This is a genomic window from Pseudophaeobacter sp. TrK17 (genome assembly GCF_042192375.1).
Lineage (GTDB): Bacteria > Pseudomonadota > Alphaproteobacteria > Rhodobacterales > Rhodobacteraceae > Pseudophaeobacter.
Map to the genome: position 1 here is coordinate 2,131,562 of NZ_CP071700.1, position 20,842 is coordinate 2,152,403.

Below are 20,842 nucleotides of genomic sequence, written 5' to 3' on the forward strand. Positions count from 1 at the left end.
GGTTTTCTTTTCTCAGATCCGCTTTGGATTAAGAAATTTTAGTTTTCAGCGCTCACCCCTTGAGAGTAATAGGTGTCAGGTATTCTATAAAGAAAATTGGTGTGGCACATGCCGGTTATTCTAGGTGCACTGGCCGTTTTGGCGGCTGCCGTATTTTGGATCCAACGGGCGCGCAATGCGGCGCAGGTGGGCCATGATCTGGTCGATGTTGCCAAGGACATTCGTCTGGCCGCACGCCGATTTGGCTTTCAACGCCGCAGCAATGTTCATCCCGCCGAAACCATTGAGGATCCACAGATTGCTCTGGCAGCCCTTGGGGCCAGCTTTCTGGAACTTGACGACTATCCCACCGCCGAACAAAAAGAAGCCCTGGTGCGTGGTCTGCGCCAAGAACTGCAGATCCCGCATCAGGATGCCGAAGAGCTGGTTCTGCTGGGACGATGGATCATGCAGGAATGCGGCGGCCCACAGCAGGCGACCTCGCGGCTGTCACGTCGGCTCTATAAGCTGAGCGCCCAAAGCCATTTCAACGTATTTGTCAGCCTCATTCAGGGCATCACCAAATATGGCAGCGGCACCCTGACCCAGCCGCAAAAACCGCACTGGAGGAGGTCCAGCGCGGTTTGAAGATCAGCTAGGATCTGAGTGTTCCCCGGTGATTAGGACCAGGGAACCAATACCTTACTCGGTGACGGTCACTTTGCTCATCATGTCGGGTTTGCCCACAACAGAGCCATTGCCGCCGGTGCCCAGTTTGATTGCATCTACCACATCCATGCCTTCAGTCACCTGACCAACAACGGTGTATTGCCCGTTGAGGAAATGACCAGGTTTGAACATGATAAAGAACTGCGAATTGGCGCTATTGGGATTTTGTGAGCGCGCCATGCCAACGATACCGCGATCAAAGGGGCGTTCAGAAAATTCGGCAGGCAGATCGGCCAGATCAGAGCCGCCCATGCCGGCGCGGCTCATGTCGCCGCCCGTTTTGCCAAACTGAACATCGCCCGTCTGCGCCATGAAGCCATCAATCACCCGGTGGAACACCACCCCGTCATATTTGCCCGCAGCTGCCAAAGCAGTGATTTGTTCCACATGTTTCGGGGCGAGATCCTCAAACAGGTCGATTTTGACGGTGCCATTGGCCTCGCCTTCGATCTGGATTTCCAGCCCGGCCGCCAGTGTCGAGCTGGCCAGGAGGGAAAAGACGGCTGCCAGCTTAAACATCTGCGGCCACCTTGACGCTGATCATACGATCCGGGTTCGCAGGGGGCTCGCCTTTGACGATGGCATCAACGTGCTCCATGCCTTCAATCACCCGGCCATAGACGGTGTATTGATTGTTGAGGAAATGGTTGTCTTTGAAATTGATGAAGAACTGCGAGTTGGCCGAATCCGGGTTGGCGGAGCGGGCAGCGCCCAGAGTGCCGCGGTCATGTGGCAGGCTGGAGAACTCAGCAGGCAGGTTTGGCAGCGACGAGCCACCGGTGCCAGCCGCGCGCAGGTTAAAGCCGTCTTCCATATCGCCATTGGCCACATCGCCGGTCTGCGCCATGAAGCCGTCGATCACCCGGTGGAAGCAGACGTTGTCATACTCACCTGCGCGCGCCAGCTCTTTCATGCGCTCGGCATGTTTGGGGGCCACATCCGCCAGCAATTCGATGACAACATTGCCATCCTTCAGCTCAACAATCACGGTGTTTTCTGGATCTTTGATATCGGCCATGAGGCCCTCCTGTCTGCAAAATTTGCAACGATAGTTAAGGGTAGCGCTCGCAATTGCCAAGGGAGCATTGACTGACGGCCAAAAAGCGCTGAAAGAACAGCGTGATTACCCGCGATATTTGCACAGAGGAGCCTCTGATGGGCTGGAAAACACTCGACGATATGGATCTGAACGGCAAACGCGTCCTGGTGCGTGTGGACATCAACGTCCCTCTTCTGGAGGGCGTGGTGACCGATTCCACCCGAATCCGCCGCATTGCGCCCACCGTGCGAGACATTCTGGCAGCCGGAGGTCGGCCGATCCTGCTGGCGCATTTTGGCCGCCCCAGCGGCGAGCGGCGCGAGAACCTGTCGTTGAAGCAGCTGATCCCAACCTTGGAGCGTGCCTTTGAAACCCGCGTCCGCTTTGCTGCCGATTGCGTTGGCGAAGGCGCCAAGGAGGCCGCAAGCACCCTGCAGCCTGGCGAAGTGCTGCTGCTGGAAAACACCCGGTTCCACGCCACTGAAACTAAAAACGACCCGGATCTGGCCGCTGCCATGGCAGAGCTGGGCGACATTTATTGCAATGATGCCTTTTCTGCAGCGCATCGCGCCCATAGTTCCACCGAGGCCCTGGCGCGACTGCTGCCCGCCTGCGCGGGCCGCTTGATGCAGGCCGAGCTGCAGGCCCTTGAAAGCGCCCTTGGTGCGCCGAACCGCCCGGTGACGGCTGTTGTTGGTGGCGCCAAGGTCTCGACCAAGCTGGAGCTGCTGGGCAATCTGGTGGAAAAGGTCGATTATCTGATCATTGGTGGCGGCATGGCCAATACCTTTCTTGTCGCCAAAGGCCTGTCCGTGGGCATTTCCCTGGCCGAGCGGCTGATGAAAGACACGGCCGCGCAGATCATGGCCAAGGCCGAGAAGACCGGCTGCAAGATCATCCTGCCCAGCGACATTGTGGTCACCGAAAAATTTGAATCCCACGCGCCGCACCAGGTGCTGCCCGCAGATCAGTGCCCAGACAATGGCATGATCCTGGACGCAGGCCCCGAAAGCCTGAAGGTGATCAATGACATCTTTGAACACAGCAAAACCCTGATCTGGAATGGCCCGCTTGGCGCCTTTGAATTTGAGCCCTTTGATGCCGCCACCAATGCAGCAGCCCTGAAAGCCGCAGCGCTGGCCCGTGCAGGCCGGTTGACAGCTGTGGCAGGCGGTGGCGACACGGTCGCGGCGCTGAACGCTTCGGGCGCGGCGGGGGATTTCACCTATATCTCCACAGCCGGAGGCGCCTTTTTGGAATGGATGGAGGGCAAAACCCTTCCCGGTGTTGCCGCGCTGAGCCGGCACGATTAAGGCACCCTGCGCCCCACCGCAGCAAAGGCAAGGCTACGACCACCGATCCGGGATTTCCCTGGGATCGGTGGTTTGTCTTTTGCGGCTATCGATTTGGTCTGCAAGGCAAAATCCTTAACAAAACCTTAAGGCGAAAAATTCTGTACCCGCGGCGTTAAAAGGGGATTCACAAAGCGAATCACATATGCCATAACAAAGTCAGAGGCCGGAACAACTGGCCCAACAGCAGACTTGAGCAGTAAACATACAGGCACTTCCATTGACCCGAAGCCACAAGCCTTCCCTAGGTTCGTTCGTCTTTTTTGTCGTCGCATTTGCGCTGGGCGCATATTTTACCTTTGCGGCGGTGCAGGGTGATTTTGGGTTGTTCAGAAGGGTTGAGATCCAGGCCGGAGCCGATGAGCTTCGTCTGGATCTTGATCGCCTGACCCTGGAGATTGCCGAGATCGAAAATCTCACCCATCGCCTGTCCGACGATTATCTCGATCTGGACCTGCTGGATGAACAGGCGCGCTCGGTGCTCGGCCTGTTGCGCGCTGACGAAATCGTTATCCGTTAAACGCTTTTTGCACCCCTCCTGTGTCACAGCTAACGGATCTGGCTGTTGAACAGGGCTGATCATCATGCAACCATAGAATAAATGCTCTGCGGCAGCAGGTCATCCAGCGCGCCAGTTTTGCCCGCTTCTGGGCCTGTACTGCGGTGAAATGACCTGAGGTCAGAATAAGTCTCGCCAGCCACGCCAAATTCAACTATTAAATAGTTTAACACTAAACTATCTAGCCTCAAGGGGGAGCCCGCACCGATGGCAGCTAGGAAAAGCACAAAGAAAACAAATGTTTCTGCCGAGGAACTGACCCAATATTACCGCGACATGTTGTTGATCCGTCGATTCGAAGAAAAGGCCGGTCAGCTCTATGGCATGGGCCTTATTGGCGGGTTCTGTCACCTTTATATCGGTCAGGAAGCCGTTGTTGTCGGCCTGGAGGCCGCCGCACAAGAGGGCGACAAGCGCATCACCTCTTATCGCGATCACGGTCACATGCTGGCCTGTGGCATGGATCCAAATGGCGTTATGGCCGAGCTGACCGGGCGCGAAGGTGGTCTGTCCAAAGGCAAGGGCGGGTCCATGCATATGTTCTCGAAAGAGAAGCATTTCTACGGCGGCCACGGTATTGTTGGCGCCCAGGTGCCACTGGGGGCCGGTCTGGCTTTTGCCGATAAATACAAAGACAATGGCCGGGTTACCTTTACCTATTTTGGCGATGGTGCGGCCAACCAGGGCCAGGTCTATGAGACCTTCAATATGGCCGCCATCTGGGATCTGCCGGTGGTTTTTGTCATCGAGAACAACCAATACGCCATGGGCACGGCGCAGGCGCGCTCGACCTCGACCCCCGACATCTACACCCGCGGTGAGGCCTTTGGCATCCCCGGTGAAGCCGTTGACGGCATGGATGTTCTGGCGGTCAAGGATGCCAGCGAACGGGCCACAGCCCACTGTCGCTCTGGTAAGGGGCCTTATATTCTAGAGGTCAAAACCTACCGCTACCGGGGCCATTCGATGTCGGACCCGGCCAAGTACCGCACCCGCGAAGAGGTGCAAAAGATGCGCAGCGAGCGCGATCCCATCGAACAGGTCCGCGATCTTCTCTTGACTGGCAAACATGCCACCGAAGAGGATTTGAAAGCGATCGACAAAGAGATCAAAGAGGTGGTGAACCAATCCGCCGAATTTGCCCGTACCAGCCCGGAACCAGCGCTCGAAGAGCTCTGGACCGACATCTACGCTTGAGGGGAAGAGAAAAGATATGGCAACTGAAATTCTGATGCCCGCCCTGTCGCCCACTATGGAAGAGGGCACCCTGGCCAAATGGCTGGTCAAGGAAGGCGATACCGTCAAATCTGGCGATGTAATGGCTGAGATCGAAACCGATAAGGCAACTATGGAGTTTGAGGCTGTTGATGAAGGTATCATCGGCAAGATCCTGATCTCTGAAGGCTCTGAGGGCGTGAAGGTGAATACGCCAATTGCGGTCCTGGTCGAAGAAGGCGAGAGCCTGGACGCAGCACCTGCGGCGAGCAAGGAAGCGCCGACGGCCGGGGCACCTGCGGCGCCCGCAGCCCCCGTCGCTGCTGCCGCGGCTCCAGAGGCGCCTGACGTGGATGACAGCCCCGACTGGCCGGAAGGCACCGAGGTGGTTAAAACCACGGTCCGTGAAGCCCTGCGCGACGCTATGGCCGAAGAGATGCGTGGCAATGAAAACGTCTTTTTGATGGGCGAAGAGGTCGCCGAATACGAGGGCGCCTACAAGATCAGCCAGGGCTTGCTGGACGAATTTGGCCCCAAGCGGGTCATCGACACCCCGATCACCGAACACGGCTTTGCCGGGATCGCCACTGGCGCGGCCTTTGGCGGCTTGAACCCCATTGTTGAGTTCATGACCTTCAATTTCGCCATGCAGGCGATTGACCAAATCATCAACTCGGCGGCCAAGACGCTTTATATGTCTGGCGGTCAAATGGGGGCACCTATGGTGTTCCGTGGCCCCAATGGCGCTGCCGCCCGTGTTGGCGCCCAGCACAGCCAGGACTATGCCGCCTGGTATATGCAGGTGCCTGGTCTCAAGGTTGTCATGCCCTATTCGGCCTCTGACGCCAAAGGCCTGCTGAAATCCGCGATCCGCGATCCCAACCCGGTGATATTCCTGGAAAATGAGATCCTCTATGGTCGGTCCTTTGACGTGCCCAAGATGGATGATTTCACAGTTCCCTTTGGCAAGGCGCGGATCTGGCGCGAAGGCTCTGACGCCACCATCGTCTCCTTTGGTATCGGCATGCAATACGCCCTTGAAGCGGCAGAAAAGTTGGCCGAAGAGGGCATCTCTACCGAAGTCATCGACCTGCGCACCCTGCGCCCGATGGATCTGCCCACAGTGATCAAATCGGTGATGAAGACCAACCGCCTGGTCACCGTCGAGGAAGGCTGGCCGCAGGGCTCTGTTGGCAGCTATATCGCCTCTGAGGTGATGCAGCAGGCCTTTGATTATCTGGATGCCCCGGTCATTACCTGCACCGGCAAGGACGTGCCCATGCCCTATGCCGCCAACCTGGAACGCCATGCGCTGATCACCACCGACGAGGTTGTGGCCGCCGTGAAGCAAGTAACCTATCGGTAAGTCATGTTTGAGGCCATCACCTTCCCCCTAAGCTCTGCGACTGAACACGGCAGTTTGGTTCTTTTGGAACGCAACTGCATCCAGGGAGACAAGCGCCTTGTTCAGTATTGGACAGCCGGGAAGCGGGATGGCCTCAATACTCAGTTCAAAGAGGTCATGGTCCTGACCAGAGCCGAGAATATCTGCGGCTCCAACAGCGGGCGGATACCCGGTGAAGACCTCTGCGAGAATGAGACCGGTGACCACCCACCGTTTTCGAGTGCAACCGCGCACCACAAACTTTTTCCGATGTCCCTGAAAGAGCACGAACTGCCCTTCGGCGCCTATGGGACTTTTGACATAGACTCCATGTCTTTTGACATGGCGAGCTAGGGGAACCACAAGATGCCCACTGAAATTCTGATGCCCGCCCTTTCCCCCACCATGGAGGAAGGCACCCTGGCCAAATGGCTGGTCAAGGAAGGCGATACCGTCCAGTCTGGCGACCTGATTGCCGAGATCGAAACCGACAAGGCCACCATGGAATTTGAAGCCGTGGACGAAGGCACTGTCGGCAAGATCCTGATCGCCGAAGGCTCCGAAGGGGTCAAGGTCAACACCCCCATCGCGGTACTGCTGGAAGAGGGCGAAAGCGCCGGTGATATCACAGCATCGGCAGCAACCCCGGAGGCGGCACCAGCCGCTGACGCGGGCACGGAGGCGGCCTCCAGCGGAGGCTCCGACACGCCCGCTGCTGCCGCCACACCGGCGCCCGCAGCCCCCACCGCTGCGGATGGCGCGCGCATTTTTGCCTCGCCCCTGGCCCGTCGCATTGCCGCCGACAAAGGGCTCGACCTCAGTTCGCTCAGCGGCTCCGGCCCACGTGGCCGCATCGTCAAGGCCGACGTGGAAAACGCCAGTGCCACACCCAAAGCCGAGGCCAAACCAGCAGCGCCAGCCTCTGCCCCGGCAGCCGCCGCCCCCGCTGGCCCCTCGGCGGATATGGTCGCCAAGATGTATGAAACCCGCAGCTTTGAAGAGGTCAAACTCGACGGCATGCGCAAAACCATCGCAGCCCGCCTCACCGAAGCAAAACAGACGGTGCCGCATTTCTACCTGCGCCGCGACATCCAGTTGGATGCGCTGCTCAAGTTCCGCGCCCAGCTGAACAAACAGCTCGAAGGCCGGGGCGTCAAACTCTCGGTGAATGATTTCATCATCAAAGCCGTCGCGCTGGCGCTACAAACGGTTCCTGATGCCAATGCCGTCTGGGCCGGAGATCGTGTGCTGAAAATGAAAGCCTCGGATGTGGCCGTTGCGGTTGCCATCGAGGGCGGCTTGTTCACGCCGGTGCTGCAGGACAGCGAGCTCAAATCCCTCTCGGCGCTCTCGGCAGAGATGAAAGACCTGGCCGCCCGCGCCCGGGATCGCAAACTGGCCCCGCATGAATATCAGGGCGGCAGCTTTGCCATCTCCAACTTGGGCATGTTTGGCATCGATAATTTTGACGCCATCGTCAATCCCCCCCATGCCGGCATTCTTGCGGTTGGCGCGGGCAGCAAAAAGCCGGTTGTTGGCGCCGACGGCGAGCTGAAAGTGGCCACTGTGATGTCTGTCACCATGTCCGTGGATCACCGGGTCATTGACGGCGCCCTGGGCGCGCAGCTGTTGCAGGCCATTGTCGAGAACCTGGAAAACCCCATGGTCATGTTGGCGTAACTCTGCAAACCGGTCTGCTCGAAAACGGGCCGTCTCCCAACCGGGGCTGACAGTAAAATCCGAGGCGAATATTGCCTCGACGCCCCTGCCGCAGATTATCCCTGCGGCAGGGGATTTCTGTTTCGCAGGCCTTGTTGGTTTCACAGGCCCTGTTGGTTTCACCGGCCCTGTTGGTTTCACCGGGACGGATAGATTTATTGGCGCGACTGGTTCCACCGCAAGCTTGGCCTCGGCGACCGCCCATGCTCCACCAGCCGTTTGACAGCCAGCCCTACAGAATACGCAGCCTGAATCAAAAAGGGGCAGAATATGCCCCTTTTCTCTTGCTCAATCAGCTGGTTATCAGTCTGTGCAGTGCGCCTACTGGCGTCCTCTATCAGAACCGTTTGGCACCACCTGATCCATGCTGATCGAAGGCTGGTCGCAGCCAGCCTCACCAACGATTTTGGCCGGCACGCCAGCGACGGTCTTGCAGGGGGGAACCTCGGACAAAACGACCGATCCCGCCGCTATACGGCTGCAATGACCAATACGGATATTGCCCAGCACTTTGGCCCCGGCACCGATCAACACCCCGTCTTCGATCTTGGGGTGACGGTCTTCTTCTTCCTTGCCGGTGCCACCCAGGGTCACCGAATGCAGCATGGACACGTTGTTTCCCACCACAGCGGTTTCCCCGATGACGATGGAATGCGCGTGATCAATCATGATGCCCCGGCCAATTTTGGCCCCTGGATGAATATCAACGCCAAAGATTTCGGAGATCCGCATCTGGAAAAAGAAGGCGAGGTCAAAATCCCCCTGCCGCCACAACCAGTTGGCCACGCGATAAGCCTGCACCGCCTGATAGCCTTTGAAATACAGGATCGGCTGCAACAGCCGGTGGCAGGCGGGATCGCGGTCATAAACCGCCATCAGATCGGCACGGGCAGCGGCAATCAGGTCAGGGTCAGACGCATAGGCGGTATCGACGATTTCACGCAGGATCACCATCGACATCTCATTCGAGCAGAGCTTTGCAGCAATCCGGTACGACAGCGCCTTCTCCAGCGTTGGGTGGTGCAGGATACAGGCGTGGATCAATCCGCCCATAAGCGGCTGTTTGGCAACGGCCTCCTGAGCCTCGGTGGTGATTTGTTCCCAGACCGGGTCCAGGGGCGAAACGGCTGTGCGCGTCTTGATCATGGCATGGCGTCCTCTTCTTGCCCTTAGGTTTGCATTTAGGGGAGAAAAACCCAAGCGCAAACCCTTGATGGAGAAGATTTCTAAATAGAATGAGTCAGGTCTCTGCCCCAGGCCTATTGCCCCGGACCCTCGCCAGAGGATCTAACTGGTGTGGATTTTGCCGCCGGATCGCTTCCGGTTTTTTGCGCCTCACTCACCGGGCCAGGCGGTGCTCCAGTTCCGCAAGAGCTATGCGCAAGCAGTTGATATAGTTCAGATCATCCCAAAACGGCTCAGCGCCAAGCGGGCCGCAACACTGCCGTGCTGCCGCATCCAACGTGCCATTGCCCCACTGGGGATGCAGCTGACCTGTGCGCGCCACATGGCCTGCTGCCTGCTCTGCCAGATCAAACAGGTGCTGACAAAAATTTGATCGCTGCGGAGCAGGCACCAACAACAAAGCCCGCGCAAGACTGCTGAGATCTTGTGGTAACACAGGCCGGAGGCGACTGGGGGACCTGCCACTATTTGCTGCCAAGCGGTCGCGCGGCACTGTCACGCAATTGGCATCCTGGCTGCAAAGCCTGCTCCGTAGCGGTCTGACAGCTGGGCCACCTCGATGATATCCCCCGGCAGGGCCGCATCTGTGCTTTGGTCACTAAAGGAATAGGTCCAGATCGGGGCGCTCACCTCCTGTTCGCGCAGCAGGGTGGTGCCCCGCAGGATGCGGATTCTGTAGGCTTCCCGCGCCTCCCCCAGGGGGATTTCCGCCAGATCCCAACTGTCGCCTTCCACTCGGCTGCGGCGGATCCAGCGGACAGAAATGTCACTGCCAAGCCCGCCACTGAGCCGCAGATGTACCGGAGCATAGGGGCGTAACCCATTGCCATCAAAAGCTTCAACCTGGTGGATATAGCTCGGATCGTCATAGCCCCGCCGTGCCGGTCCAATCCGGTAATGGCGCGCCATGCGGCGTTGGGCCAAAGACAGCTCCAGCTGTGAGAAACTGCCGTCCAGCAGCACCACGTAAGACCCCTCAGGCCAGAGCAGCGGCATCAAGCCGTCGCTGCCCAATTGCCCCCGCAATCGGCCGCGCAGCATATAGGTATTGTCGCCAACCAATTCGGCCTCGCGGAACTGGAAGATCTCCCAGTTGTTAGTGCTGCCATCGCCGATAGCCACCGCATTGGCCCCATTCAGCACCGCAAGCGCCGCCCGGCTTTGCAAGGCGCTAGAGATCAGCTTCACCTGCAAATCGGGGCCGAGATCCCAGCGCCCCGATGCTGCCGCCGCCAGATCTGTTTGCGTCAGGCCAATTGTGCTGCGCGCCGCAATGATCTGCTCCAATGCATAGTCCGAATCGCTCCCCGAACTATAAACCGCAACGGTTCCGGGCCAGGGCGCGGCTGTCAGCGCCAGATGTGGCGCATGGGGTGTTTCCTCGCCGGTAAGCAGGGGCAGATCCATAAACAGCGGCAAGACCGGCAGCGGCGGCTCAAATTCCTGACCGGTGGGCAGCGTTTCCGGAATATCCGGCGGCAGATAAATCTCCGGGTCGATCCGCACCGCATCGACGCTCTGCGCGGTGCCCAGCTCCATCCGGTCAAGACGATAACGCGGCACCGGCTCTGTGCCCGTCTCCGGTTCTGCCGGGGGCGAAAGCGGCGCGGTGTCTGGCAGTGCAATGACATCGCCCACCCCAAGGTGCAGCAAGGAGGGCGGCAGGACAAAGCGGGCGGTGTCACGGGACACCCGCGCCTCGGCCAACCAGCGTTCCACCACCTGACGCGCCTCGCTTTGCGTCAGGACCAGGGCCAGCTCGCTGGTGTTCACCGCATGGGTTTCCTCATCCGGCAGGCTCGCCTCTACGGCAGCAATATCATAGCCCGCGCCCCATTCGATAAACCGCAGACGCACCCGGCCCGCCAGTTCGGCCTCGGCCTCGCGGGTCAGCTCAACAGGGCCGTCCAGTTCGTCATCATCAACCAGGCTTTGCGCAGGTAGCATAAAGGCGCTGTCCCCCTGACGCAGGCGGAACTGCAGCACCCCGTTGCGTTCGATTGTATCAAACCCATAGCGCAGGCTCAGCGGTTGCAGCGCGGCCCGCGCCTCGGCCACTTGGCTCACCCCGTAGCCGTGCACGATCCCATGCAACTGGGTGACATCAATCTGCCTTTGTCCCGCCGCCCAGCAAATCTCGCGCACCACCGAGGCCAGGCTGCGCCGCCCTGCCCGCCCGTTGAGCCAATGGCCGCGCAGGTAATTCGCCCCATCACTCCAGGCACTATCGAGATTTGGAAAAGCAGGAAAGGGACGCGCATCCCAGGCCCAGACATAGGCGTTGCTCATATCCAGCATCCGCCCCTCATATTCGCTGGACTCTGGGTTGTTTTCATCCTGCTGCGAATAGCCCAGCACCGCCCGCAGGTATTGCAGCTGAATCAGATCATCGCGCTGGCCATTGGAATAGTTCGGCAGCTGCGATTCCGAGCTTTTGGGATCGAGGAATTTATTGGGCTGATTGGTCCCCTTATCAATGGCGGCACAGCCAAGCTCGGTGAACCAGATCGGTTTTTTCTGCGGCTGCCAGGCAGTGGGCAGTGCTTGGCGGATCCCGTCTATGCGCTCAAAATGCTGGTTGCTCCACCAGTTTTTCAGATCTTTGTAACGCCAGATCCAGGGCTCATCATGGGCGCCATCGGTGATCGGCGTGCGGATCTGCGCCGCAGCCGCCTCGGATGAGTGGTAATACCAGTCATAGCCTTCATAAGGCCGCGAAGCGCGCTATCGTCGCCGGTGCGGATATAGCCGCAAAAGGCTTTCTGGTGGGGGGCTTGCTCTGTGCTTGCGGCTGCAAGATGCGGGCGCACAGCCCGGTTTGTCTTTCGATCCAGCATGGTCATTCGCTCTTCCGTCTGTTTGAGTTTCACTTTCACAACGTCCTGAAACCCTTTGAACTCTCGCAGAAACCCTGACATCGCCTGGGTGACTTCCTGGGTCAAAGGAACTGCCTGATTGGCCAAGTCCGGGGTATCCCTTTTCGTCATTTCTTTTGTCCTGTTCTGTTCAAGGTTGGGGAAAGGGTCATACGGCTCAGATCGCGGCTGGCGCGGCGCAGATCAGCCGCCAGTTGCCGCAGCTTGCGCTCTTCGGCGTCGGATTTCTGCCCCATCACCCGCGCGGTTGGCAGCATCGGAAAGGTCACCAAAGAGACCTCCCAAAGCTCAACCTCGGTCAGCACGCGTCCGCCATCCTCGCCCCTGCGCGCGCGCTTGGTGCGGTAGCCAATCGACAGGCCTTCAATGGCGCCTGCGGCAATCAGGGCTGCGGCTTCGGCCCCGCGTGCGATTTCCGTCAGCAGGCGGCCCTTGACCCACAGCCCGCGATTGTCTTCGCGCAGCGCCTCCCTGACCCCAATCGGCTGGGCTGGATCGTGCTGCCACAACATCTTTACCCGACAGCCTGAGGCATGGAGGCGCTGCAACGAGGCCCCATAGGCCCCCGGTGCGACCCGGTCTCCGCCCTGATCGGCCTCGCCAAACAGGCTGGCATAGCCCTGGATCACACTGTCATCCTGAACCGTCAGCATCTCCCCAAAGCGAGAAAACTTATGTTCAAACCCTGCTTCAATACCCATTGAAGAACCTCACATAACAGATTGAAACCACGTCAATTCATCGCCAAAAAAGACTGAAAGACCCGTGTCAGTATCACAGCGGCCACGCCATAGAGTGTCAGCCAGAGGCGCCGCTCCAGCCGCTCCAACAGTTGCTCCAGCTGCTGTTGTTGCCGTTCAACTGCCTGCAATTGAATCTCGATGACCTTTTCATGTGCCGACAACCTCAGCCCCGGCGCACAGTCAAATGGCGGCATTGGATACTCAGCCATCCAACTCACCCTCGGGCAATGGCGGCAGGCCAAGCAATTTGCGCTTCTCGGTCTGGCTGAGGAAATCAGCAGCCGAAACCCGCTGCCATTGTCGCTCGCGCTCTTCTGACAGAGCTGAAACCTGATCAAGATCCGGCTTCAACTCGATGATTTCGTTGCCATAGCCAGAGATCCACTCCGACAGCCCCGCCGCGATCCGGGTCACCAGAGGCACCACTGTCAGGCGGTAAAAGGCCCGGTTTGCCTCTTGGTAATTGGAATAGGCCGTGTCTCCTGGCAGGCCCAACAGCATCGGCGGCACCCCAAAGGCCAGGGCAATCTCCCGCGCGGCAGCCTCTTTGGTCTTTTGAAACTCCATATCCGAGGGCGAAAACCCCATGGGTTTCCAGTCCAACCCGCCCTCCAGCACCATGGGTCGCCCGGCATTGCGCGCACCCTGAAAATTGGCCTCCACCTCTTCACTGAGGCGGCGAAACTGGTCGTCTGACAGGCTGCCCTGGCCATCGGTCCCGGCCCAAACCAGCGCGCCTGACGGGCGAGCTGCATTGTCCAACAGCCCCTTTGACCAGTGCGAAGCTGCCGAATGCACATCCAACGACAGCGCTGCCGCCTGCAGCGGTGCCAGCCCGTAGTGATCATCCTGCGGGTGGAAGTTTTTCAGATGCAGCACCGCAGCGCGCCCGTCTTCGCAGGCAAAGCGGTGTTTGCGCCCCCCCCACAGTATAGTCATAGGCCTGGGGCTCGCTGGACTGTTTCTTGCGCGAGGGTAGGTCAAACCTCATGGGCGGCTCCTTTGATCCATCATCCGGGCATCGTGCCCTTTGCTGGAGAAAAGATATGACCTGTTGACCTGAACATTCCCCAAGGCAACCGTTCCCCACAGAGGAAACAAAGGGCCTAACACCTAGTATTCACTACACAAATACAGATGGTGAGGTGTTGCATCCCCCGTTTGAGCGTCAGACCATTCGGGCGCGTGGCAGTCGCTTTTGGCTGGCGGGATCCAAAATCAGCTGATGAATGGCCCAGACCAGCGCATCGACCCGGTCGGGGGAGCCCTGCCCCTGAAACCCCTGCGCAGCCATTTGGCACATCTGCTCTTCCAGTTCGGCCAGCCCTGGCAGATGGTGCACCCGCCGTTGTTCATAGAGGGCAGCGACGGGCTCGGCGCGCACCACCTTGCCGCGGCTGGCATGAACCGCCTGAAAGCCGATCAGCGGATCAATCTGCCGCAGCAGGTTTTCAACCAGCGCCCCGCCCTGGTTGACCTCTGCCACCACCCGATCAGCGCCGAACTCCTGATGGGCGGCAATCACCGCTTTGGCCCAGGTCAGCGGCCCCACCCCCTGAACCGTCCGGTCCGCCAGAACATAGGCCTGCCAGTTTTGCACCGGTCCCTGCAGGCAGGCGCCGGCGACGATGATCCCGCAGGCATCCGACGCCTTGCCCGAGCTCACAGCCGGATCCACCGCCACCACGATGCGGTCCAGCACCGGCGCCGCAGCCACCTGTAGCTCAGCCAGCTGAGCCGCCCGCCAGATGGCCCCCTCGACATCACTCAGCAACACACCGTCCAGTTCCTGCCGCCCCAGACGCGAGCCTGCATAGCGGGCGCGCACTTCGCTCAGGAAAGAGCCGGCAAGATTGGCGCGGTTGGCCTCTGTTGCGGCGTGGCTTTGCACCGTAGAGGGCGTTTGCAGCAGTTGACGCAGCACCGCCACGTTGCGCGGTGTTGTGGTGACACAAACCCGTGGGTCCTCTCCCAGTCGCAAGGAAAACTGCAACATGTCCCAGGCCTCGCGCGCGCGGCGCCATTTGGCCAGTTCATCCGCCCAGGCGGTATCAAACTGCGGCCCCCGCAGCGCTTCGGGGTCATGGGCAGAAAACGCCTGGGCCATGGCCCCATTGGCCCAGATCAGCTTGCGTTCCCCTGATTTCCACTGGGGCCTGCGATCCGGCGGCGTGCAGGCCAGGATGCCACTGTCTCCTTGGATCATCACATCCCGGACCTGATCGTAGGTTTCGCCAATCAGCGCCAAGCGGCGGGCGCGACCGGGGGCCAGGGGGGTGGCACCTTCGACCTGGTTGCGGATCCATTCCGCCCCGGCGCGGGTCTTGCCTGCGCCGCGCCCCCCCAAGATAACCCAGCTCCGCCAGTCTCCCGTGGGCGCCAGCTGGTGCGGATGGGCCCAGACTTCAAACAGATAGGGCAAGCAGCGGGTAGCATTGTCACTCATCTCCTGCATCAGGGTTTCCTGCACCATGGGCGTGGCGCAGGCGATCCAGGCGGCAGCTGATTTCAGCCCGGGCTGCGGCAAGATCAAGCCCCTGTTGATCACAGGTCTCTTGGGGGTTTTGCTCGACAAGGGTCTTCTCCACTTTCTGGCAATCTCTGATAAGCCCCTCAAGTTTTGCGATCCGGGGAAGCGCGGCGTTCAATGCCTCCTCCTCGGAAGAGGCAAGCCGCTCCTGGAGGTCTTCGGCCTCCTGACGCAGGCGCAGGATCGAACGCTGAAGCGACTGAAACAGATCCTGCGTGGTTTGAGTTTTGGGGGGTTGCTCTGTCTGTGACATCTGGGCCTGGGCCTTTCATCCAAAGGGCCCCCGACACTACTAAAGACTGAGAGGATCAAACGCTGGCGCCAAGCACCTGGCGCGACGGGCAAGAAAGTGATCTTCGATCTTTTACCAGCTGCGCGACAAATTAGGCGAAGCCCTGGGCAAAAGTCAAATGTGCCTGGGTTGCCAAGCGTCCGAGAATAAAAGGAAACATTAACAAACTGACGCGGATCACTGCCCCTGAGCAAAGCAAACCCGCCCCCAATCAGGTGATGAGGACGGGGTCAAAGATCATTAAGATCTTGGCGCGGTGGTCAATCAGTTATTGTTACGCTGCGCTTCGATCTCGCGCCATTTCACAACGTTGCGATTGTGCTGTTGCAGCGTCTCAGCAAAGGCATGGCCACCAGAACCATCCGCCACAAAGAACAGGAAATCCGTCTCGGTCGGGTTCACCGCCGCCAACAGGCTCGCGCGGCCAGGGTTGGCGATGGGTGTTGGGGGCAACCCTTCAATGACGTAAGTATTCCAAGGCGTTACCTTGCGCAGCTCGCTTTGACGCAAGCCCCGGCCCAGCACGCCTTCACCCTTGGTGACGCCATAGATCACGGTGGGATCCGTTTGCAGGCGCATGCCCCGATTCAACCGATTGGTAAAGACGCTGGCCACCTGGCCACGCTCTTCTGCGATGCCGGTTTCTTTTTCGATGATCGAGGCAAGGATCAGCATTTCCTCAGGGGTTTCAACCGCCGCATCCTCGCTGCGGTTTTCCCAGGCGGCCGCGATCAGCAGTTCCTGGCGGTCCTGCATCTGTGCCAGGATCTCGTCGCGGGGCTGCCCTTTGACAATTTCATAGCTGTCAGGTGCCAACATGCCTTCTGCGGGACGCTCGCCTGGATCACCACTAAGAATGTCGATGTTTTGCAGGGCATTCACCACCTGCCAACTGGTCACACCCTCGGCCAAGGCAACCCGGAAACGGGTATCTGTGGCAGATTTCAACTCGGTAAAGATTGCCGGAACATCGTCCGCGCCGAGCTCAAAATCAGCCCGTTCGACAAATTTCCCGGAGGCCGGGTCCAGTTCACGCACCTCGGCCCGCAGGCGGGTCACGCCAACACGGTACACCACTTCAGTGCCGCAGGTGCTGGCGCCGCCAATGGTGATCTGATCGAGAATACGCTCCATCGAGGTCCCCGGACGGACAAGAAAGCTACCAGCTTTGAGCTGGTTCGACTTCTCGGTGTATTTGGCGCTGACCCGGAACAACATGCCGGAGCTTACCGCCCCCTGCTGTTCCAGCTCGGCGCTGACCCGGGTCATGTTTGACCCAGGGCGCACCTGCAGACAGATCGCTGTCTCCAGCGGCCCTTGCGCGGTGTATTGCGACTTACCCCAGAGGATGACACCGCCCAAAAGGAACAGCAGCACCACCAGAACGGTCAGCATATTCGAAGCCAGGCTGCGCCACATTTATTTAGGCTTCCCAAAGACAACCGAGGCATTGGTTCCGCCAAAGCCAAAGGAATTGGACAGGGCCACGTCAATCTTGCGCGCGCGCTTGGCATTTGGTGCCAGATCAATTGGGGTTTCAACCGCCTGATTGTCCAGATTGATGGTGGGCGGTGCAACCTGATCGCGAATCGCCAGGATCGAGAAGATCGCCTCAATTGCGCCAGCCGCGCCCAAAAGGTGGCCGGTGGAGGATTTGGTCGAGGACATGGTGACATTGCCCGCGTGATCCCCCAGCATCCGCTCAACCGCGCCCAGTTCAATCGTGTCGGCCATGGTCGAGGTGCCGTGGGCGTTGATATAATCAACGTCTTTGGGCTCAAGCCCGGCATTTTTCAACGCCGCGCGCATGGAGCGCTCGCCGCCCTCGCCGGTTTCGGAGGGGGCAGTGATATGGTAGGCATCGCCCGACAGGCCATAGCCCAGGACTTCGGCATAGATTTTGGCGCCACGGGCCACGGCATGGTCGTAGTCTTCCAGCACCACAACACCGGCGCCTTCGCCCATGACAAATCCGTCACGATCGGCGTCATAGGGGCGCGACGCCGATTTGGGGTCATCTGCCCGTTTGGTCGACAAGGCCTTACAGGCGTTAAAGCCAGCAATGCCAATTTCGCAAATGGCGGCTTCGGCGCCGCCTGCAATCATCACATCGGCATCGCCAGATTTGATCAGCCGGGCCGCATCGCCAATGGCATGGGCCCCGGTTGAGCAGGCCGTCACAACCGAATGGTTGGGACCTTTGAAGCCAAAGCGAATTGAGACCTGGCCAGAAATCAGGTTGATCAGCGCGCCTGGAATAAAGAAAGGAGAGACCCGGCGCGGCCCCTTTTCCTTGATCATCACCGCAGTATCCGCGATCGAGCTCAACCCGCCGATGCCAGAGCCGATCATCACGCCGGTGCGTTCCAGGCTTTCGGTGTCTTCCGGTGTCCAATCCGCATCGCGCACCGCCATCTCAGCAGCAGCGATACCATAGAGGATAAAGTCATCGATCTTTTTCTGATCTTTCTTGATCACCCAGTCATCCGGATTAAAGGTGCCGTTTGTGCCGTCACCGCGAGAGACTTCGCAGGCATAGGTGGTGGCGACACCACTGGCCTCTGCGTCAAACAGAGTGATCGGTCCGGCGCCAGATTGGCCGTCCAACAGGCTCGACCAGGTCTCTTCAACTCCGGTTGCCAATGGTGTCACCAATCCCAACCCAGTTACAACGACTCGACGCATTCCTTGATCTCCTCTGCCTCGGCAATTCGCAACCAGATAGCTTGGATTGCCCTAGGGGTGCAAGTGCGCCAATAGCACCCTCTGGCAGGGGAAACCAAAAAGTGGTGAAAGCTCGCCACTCAGCCCGCTCCAAACTGCAGGGTTTCCGGCTGCCATCACAATCGGGGCCGACTGCCCTTGAGCCAAATGTATCCGGCTCAGGACAGCCCTCTGTGCTGGTCGCCCCTTGTTCGATCCCAGGGAGGGGACGACAGGGGCTTCCATTTTAGGTCAAATGAATTCAGCGGCTTGCTCGCCCTGAGGCTGCGCCATCGCAAGGGCGTCCTCCAAGCTCAAGGATTTGCGGAACAGGGCCCGCCCGACCAGGGCACCGGCAATATTGGGGATGTAGTTCAGGCGGGAAATATCGTCCGCACTGCGCACAACGCCACTTGCGATCACTGGAGAGTGAGCCACAGACGCCAAGCCTGAGATCAATCCCAATTGCGCCTCGATATCAGACATATCGCTGTCGATATCGGTGACAATGATTCCAGCAAAGGGGGCGGTGCCAAAGGCAGCAATATAGGTTTCCGGCTCAAAAGCGCCGGCTTTCAGCCAGCCTTCGGTCATAACCTGCCCCTGCCAGATATCCACTGCCAGAACAATTTGATCGGGATATTGTTTGGCCAACTCGCACACCAAAGTAGGATCCAGCGCCGCCAGCGTTCCAACCACAACACGACCAGCGCCTTGGTCGATCCAGGCTTCGACGCTGTCCCGGCTGCGCATGCCGCCGCCCAATTGCACCGGAATACCTGCGGTGCGGATTATTTCCTTAACCAGGTCGCTGTTTTGATCGTCGCCTTTGACAGCGTTGAAATCAGTCAGATGCATCCACTCCGCCCCGGAGGCGGCGAATTCCCTGGCTTTTTCAATAGGATCCACGTGCCAGATTTGGGGCTCGTCCAGGCGCCCCTTGTCCAAGGTCACACAGTGCCCGTCCAGCAGCTCCAATGTTGGATAAATTTGCATCCTCAATCCCCTCCTCGTTGCTCAGCCTTTGCATGATAACACATATCATAGCGGTGTAGGGGCAACCTTCCTCAGAACAGTCAGGGCTGCGAGACGCAAAACGGCGCTTCCCAGGTGGAAAACGCCGTTTCGATAATCACATTACTGTGAGCGGGACTTAGGAAGCTTCGGTGATGAACTTCACAGCGTCGCCAAATGTCTGGATGGTTTCGGCCGCATCATCAGGGATCTCGATGCCAAACTCTTCTTCAAATGCCATGACCAGCTCAACGGTGTCGAGGCTGTCAGCACCCAAATCGTCGATGAAGGACGCGTTTTCGGTCACTTTTTCTTCTTCAACACCCAGGTGCTCTACAACGATCTTTTTTACGCGGTCTGCGACGTCGCTCATGTCATTTCCTCGTTCTTCAGGGCAGTCTGCCCGGTTTTTGCCCTTACCCGCTTGGGGTGGCATGGTTTTGCCCAATGCGGGCGGTTCTGCTCTCACAAACGAGAGCTGCCCGATCGCTTTCCCTTGCGAGGAAAACGTCAGGACGAATATGGGCCGCCTATAGCACAGACCAGCGCAGAGGCAAATGGTTTCGCTGCATCTGCGGTTCCAGTCTATGCACGGTTTTGGCCGCCCAAGTCGAGCAGATGGCGCCGCCCTGCCCCAAGGACAAGGGGCGGCACCGAAGATTTCTAAAACCCTGTTGAAATCAATACGATATTTACAAAGTTCTAGGGTGTTTTGTGCTTCGATTACCTCGATTCTGCAATGTTTTTTGCAGCAAGCCCAGGAATTATCAAAGCCAAACCCGCCTACAGCATCGCCATGCCGCCGTTCACATGCAGGGTGGTTCCGGTGACATAGGCAGCCTCGGGGCTGGCCAGATACAGCACCGCTGCGGCGATTTCTTTCGAATCTCCCATCCGGGCGGCAGGAATCTGTGTCAGGATGGCGTCTTTCTGCGCATCCGTCAGTTTTTCGGTCATCGCAGTGGCAATAAACCCAGGTGCTACCGCATTCACCGTGATGCCGCGATTGGCGACCTCATAAGCGATGGATTTCGACATACCGATCATCCCGGCCTTGGAGGCAGCATAGTTGCCTTGCCCTGGGTTACCGGTGGCGCCCACAATCGAAGAGATGTTGATGATCCGGCCCCAGCGGGCTTTCATCATACCGCGCATCACCCCACGACACAGACGCATGGTCGAGGTCAGATTCACGTCCAACACGCTTTGCCACTCTTCATCTTTCATCCGCATAAACAGATTGTCTTTGGTGATCCCGGCGTTGTTCACCAGAATATCAACGCTGCCCATAGCAGCGGCAGCCTGTTTGGGCAGCGCCTCCACCGCCTCTGGATCGCTCAGGTTGCAGGTCAGCACATGGGCGCGCTCGCCAAGCTCAGCTGCCAGTTCCTGCAGCGGGGCCTCGCGGGTGCCAGACAGCGCAACGGTCGCACCCGCTGCATGCAGGCTGCGGGCGATGTCGCCACCAATACCACCCGATGCCCCGGTGATCAGGGCCGTCTTACCAGTCAAATCAAACATAA

Annotated in this window: 21 protein-coding genes and 2 pseudogenes; 7 read left to right on the forward strand and 16 right to left on the reverse strand. The window is 59.0% G+C overall.

The annotated features are described in order from the left end of the window. Nucleotides 1-108: 108 nt before the first annotated feature. Nucleotides 109-627, forward strand: coding sequence for a hypothetical protein (locus JZI28_RS09930; RefSeq protein WP_375700026.1), 519 nt, complete (start codon nucleotides 109-111; stop codon nucleotides 625-627). Nucleotides 628-681: 54 nt separating this feature from the next. Here JZI28_RS09930 and JZI28_RS09935 read toward each other — a convergent pair whose 3' ends face one another. Next, nucleotides 682-1,227 carry a peptidylprolyl isomerase gene (locus tag JZI28_RS09935; protein ID WP_375700027.1) on the reverse strand — a complete coding sequence of 182 codons (546 nt, stop codon included), beginning with the start codon at nucleotides 1,225-1,227 and terminating at the stop codon, nucleotides 682-684. Further along, nucleotides 1,220-1,726: a peptidylprolyl isomerase gene (locus tag JZI28_RS09940; protein WP_295451490.1), complete on the reverse strand. Its 507-nt coding sequence runs from the start codon at nucleotides 1,724-1,726 to the stop codon at nucleotides 1,220-1,222. Before JZI28_RS09940 ends, JZI28_RS09935 begins: the two co-directional genes overlap by 8 nt. A gap of 137 nt (nucleotides 1,727-1,863) precedes the next feature. Here JZI28_RS09940 and JZI28_RS09945 point away from each other — a divergent pair, with 137 nt between their 5' ends. The 6 genes from JZI28_RS09945 (at nucleotide 1,864) to JZI28_RS09970 (ending at nucleotide 7,937) form a co-directional block, all read left to right on the forward strand. Beyond that, nucleotides 1,864-3,060, forward strand: coding sequence for a phosphoglycerate kinase (locus JZI28_RS09945; RefSeq protein ID WP_375700028.1), 1,197 nt, complete (start codon nucleotides 1,864-1,866; stop codon nucleotides 3,058-3,060). Between the two features lie 259 nt (nucleotides 3,061-3,319). After that, the gene (locus tag JZI28_RS09950; RefSeq protein ID WP_295451485.1) at nucleotides 3,320-3,619 is read left to right on the forward strand and encodes a septum formation initiator family protein; all 300 of its coding nucleotides are present in this window, start codon (nucleotides 3,320-3,322) and stop codon (nucleotides 3,617-3,619) included. A gap of 246 nt (nucleotides 3,620-3,865) precedes the next feature. Beyond that, complete coding sequence (gene pdhA / locus JZI28_RS09955) at nucleotides 3,866-4,855, forward strand: pyruvate dehydrogenase (acetyl-transferring) E1 component subunit alpha (RefSeq protein ID WP_297341701.1); 990 nt, start codon at nucleotides 3,866-3,868, stop codon at nucleotides 4,853-4,855. A gap of 16 nt (nucleotides 4,856-4,871) precedes the next feature. Continuing rightward, nucleotides 4,872-6,239, forward strand: a complete 1,368-nt coding sequence (locus tag JZI28_RS09960) for a pyruvate dehydrogenase complex E1 component subunit beta (RefSeq protein WP_375700029.1) — start codon at nucleotides 4,872-4,874, stop codon at nucleotides 6,237-6,239. 3 nt (nucleotides 6,240-6,242) lie between these two features. Beyond that, the gene (locus JZI28_RS09965) at nucleotides 6,243-6,611 is read left to right on the forward strand and encodes a hypothetical protein (RefSeq protein ID WP_375700030.1); all 369 of its coding nucleotides are present in this window, start codon (nucleotides 6,243-6,245) and stop codon (nucleotides 6,609-6,611) included. Between the two features lie 12 nt (nucleotides 6,612-6,623). Beyond that, nucleotides 6,624-7,937, forward strand: a complete 1,314-nt coding sequence (locus JZI28_RS09970) for a pyruvate dehydrogenase complex dihydrolipoamide acetyltransferase (protein ID WP_375700031.1) — start codon at nucleotides 6,624-6,626, stop codon at nucleotides 7,935-7,937. A gap of 360 nt (nucleotides 7,938-8,297) precedes the next feature. Here the strand turns inward: JZI28_RS09970 and cysE are convergent, their stop codons facing one another. The 14 genes and pseudogenes from cysE to fabG form a co-directional block, all read right to left on the reverse strand. Further along, the gene (gene cysE, locus JZI28_RS09975; protein ID WP_375700032.1) at nucleotides 8,298-9,122 is read right to left on the reverse strand and encodes a serine O-acetyltransferase; all 825 of its coding nucleotides are present in this window, start codon (nucleotides 9,120-9,122) and stop codon (nucleotides 8,298-8,300) included. A 193-nt stretch (nucleotides 9,123-9,315) separates the two neighbouring features. Then, complete coding sequence (locus JZI28_RS09980) at nucleotides 9,316-9,483, reverse strand: hypothetical protein (protein WP_375700033.1); 168 nt, start codon at nucleotides 9,481-9,483, stop codon at nucleotides 9,316-9,318. Between the two features lie 173 nt (nucleotides 9,484-9,656). Then, nucleotides 9,657-11,867, reverse strand: a pseudogene (locus JZI28_RS09985) (glycoside hydrolase TIM-barrel-like domain-containing protein); the annotation flags it as partial. Beyond that, the gene (locus JZI28_RS09990; protein ID WP_375700034.1) at nucleotides 11,756-12,148 is read right to left on the reverse strand and encodes a hypothetical protein; all 393 of its coding nucleotides are present in this window, start codon (nucleotides 12,146-12,148) and stop codon (nucleotides 11,756-11,758) included. The gene JZI28_RS09990 and the pseudogene JZI28_RS09985, both read right to left, overlap by 112 nt. Beyond that, nucleotides 12,145-12,738, reverse strand: coding sequence for an HK97 family phage prohead protease (locus JZI28_RS09995; RefSeq protein ID WP_375700035.1), 594 nt, complete (start codon nucleotides 12,736-12,738; stop codon nucleotides 12,145-12,147). Before JZI28_RS09995 ends, JZI28_RS09990 begins: the two co-directional genes overlap by 4 nt. Before the next feature lie 32 nt (nucleotides 12,739-12,770). Next, entirely contained in the window at nucleotides 12,771-12,989 is a 219-nt protein-coding gene (locus JZI28_RS10000) for a hypothetical protein (RefSeq protein WP_375700036.1), read from the reverse strand. Further along, nucleotides 12,982-13,729, reverse strand: a pseudogene (locus JZI28_RS10005) (phage portal protein); the annotation flags it as partial. The gene JZI28_RS10000 and the pseudogene JZI28_RS10005, both read right to left, overlap by 8 nt. Before the next feature lie 219 nt (nucleotides 13,730-13,948). Further along, entirely contained in the window at nucleotides 13,949-15,235 is a 1,287-nt protein-coding gene (locus tag JZI28_RS10010) for a DNA-packaging protein (protein WP_375700037.1), read from the reverse strand. Next, nucleotides 15,219-15,563 (reverse strand): recombinase, encoded by a 345-nt coding sequence (locus JZI28_RS10015; RefSeq protein WP_375700038.1) that lies wholly within the window; start codon nucleotides 15,561-15,563, stop codon nucleotides 15,219-15,221. The genes JZI28_RS10010 and JZI28_RS10015 overlap by 17 nt, the downstream gene beginning before the upstream one ends. A 303-nt stretch (nucleotides 15,564-15,866) precedes the next feature. Further along, the gene (mltG, locus tag JZI28_RS10020) at nucleotides 15,867-17,021 is read right to left on the reverse strand and encodes an endolytic transglycosylase MltG (RefSeq protein WP_375700039.1); all 1,155 of its coding nucleotides are present in this window, start codon (nucleotides 17,019-17,021) and stop codon (nucleotides 15,867-15,869) included. Continuing rightward, on the reverse strand, nucleotides 17,022-18,287 hold the full coding sequence (gene fabF / locus JZI28_RS10025) for a beta-ketoacyl-ACP synthase II (RefSeq protein ID WP_295451428.1): 1,266 nt from the start codon (nucleotides 18,285-18,287) through the stop codon (nucleotides 17,022-17,024). A 270-nt stretch (nucleotides 18,288-18,557) separates the two neighbouring features. Then, nucleotides 18,558-19,301, reverse strand: a complete 744-nt coding sequence (locus JZI28_RS10030) for a HisA/HisF-related TIM barrel protein (protein ID WP_375700040.1) — start codon at nucleotides 19,299-19,301, stop codon at nucleotides 18,558-18,560. Between the two features lie 157 nt (nucleotides 19,302-19,458). Then, a complete protein-coding gene (locus JZI28_RS10035; RefSeq protein ID WP_009808171.1) occupies nucleotides 19,459-19,692 on the reverse strand; it encodes an acyl carrier protein in 234 nt (77 codons plus the stop codon). A gap of 410 nt (nucleotides 19,693-20,102) precedes the next feature. Beyond that, nucleotides 20,103-20,840 (reverse strand): 3-oxoacyl-[acyl-carrier-protein] reductase, encoded by a 738-nt coding sequence (fabG, locus tag JZI28_RS10040; RefSeq protein ID WP_295451423.1) that lies wholly within the window; start codon nucleotides 20,838-20,840, stop codon nucleotides 20,103-20,105. Nucleotides 20,841-20,842: the final 2 nt, after the last annotated feature.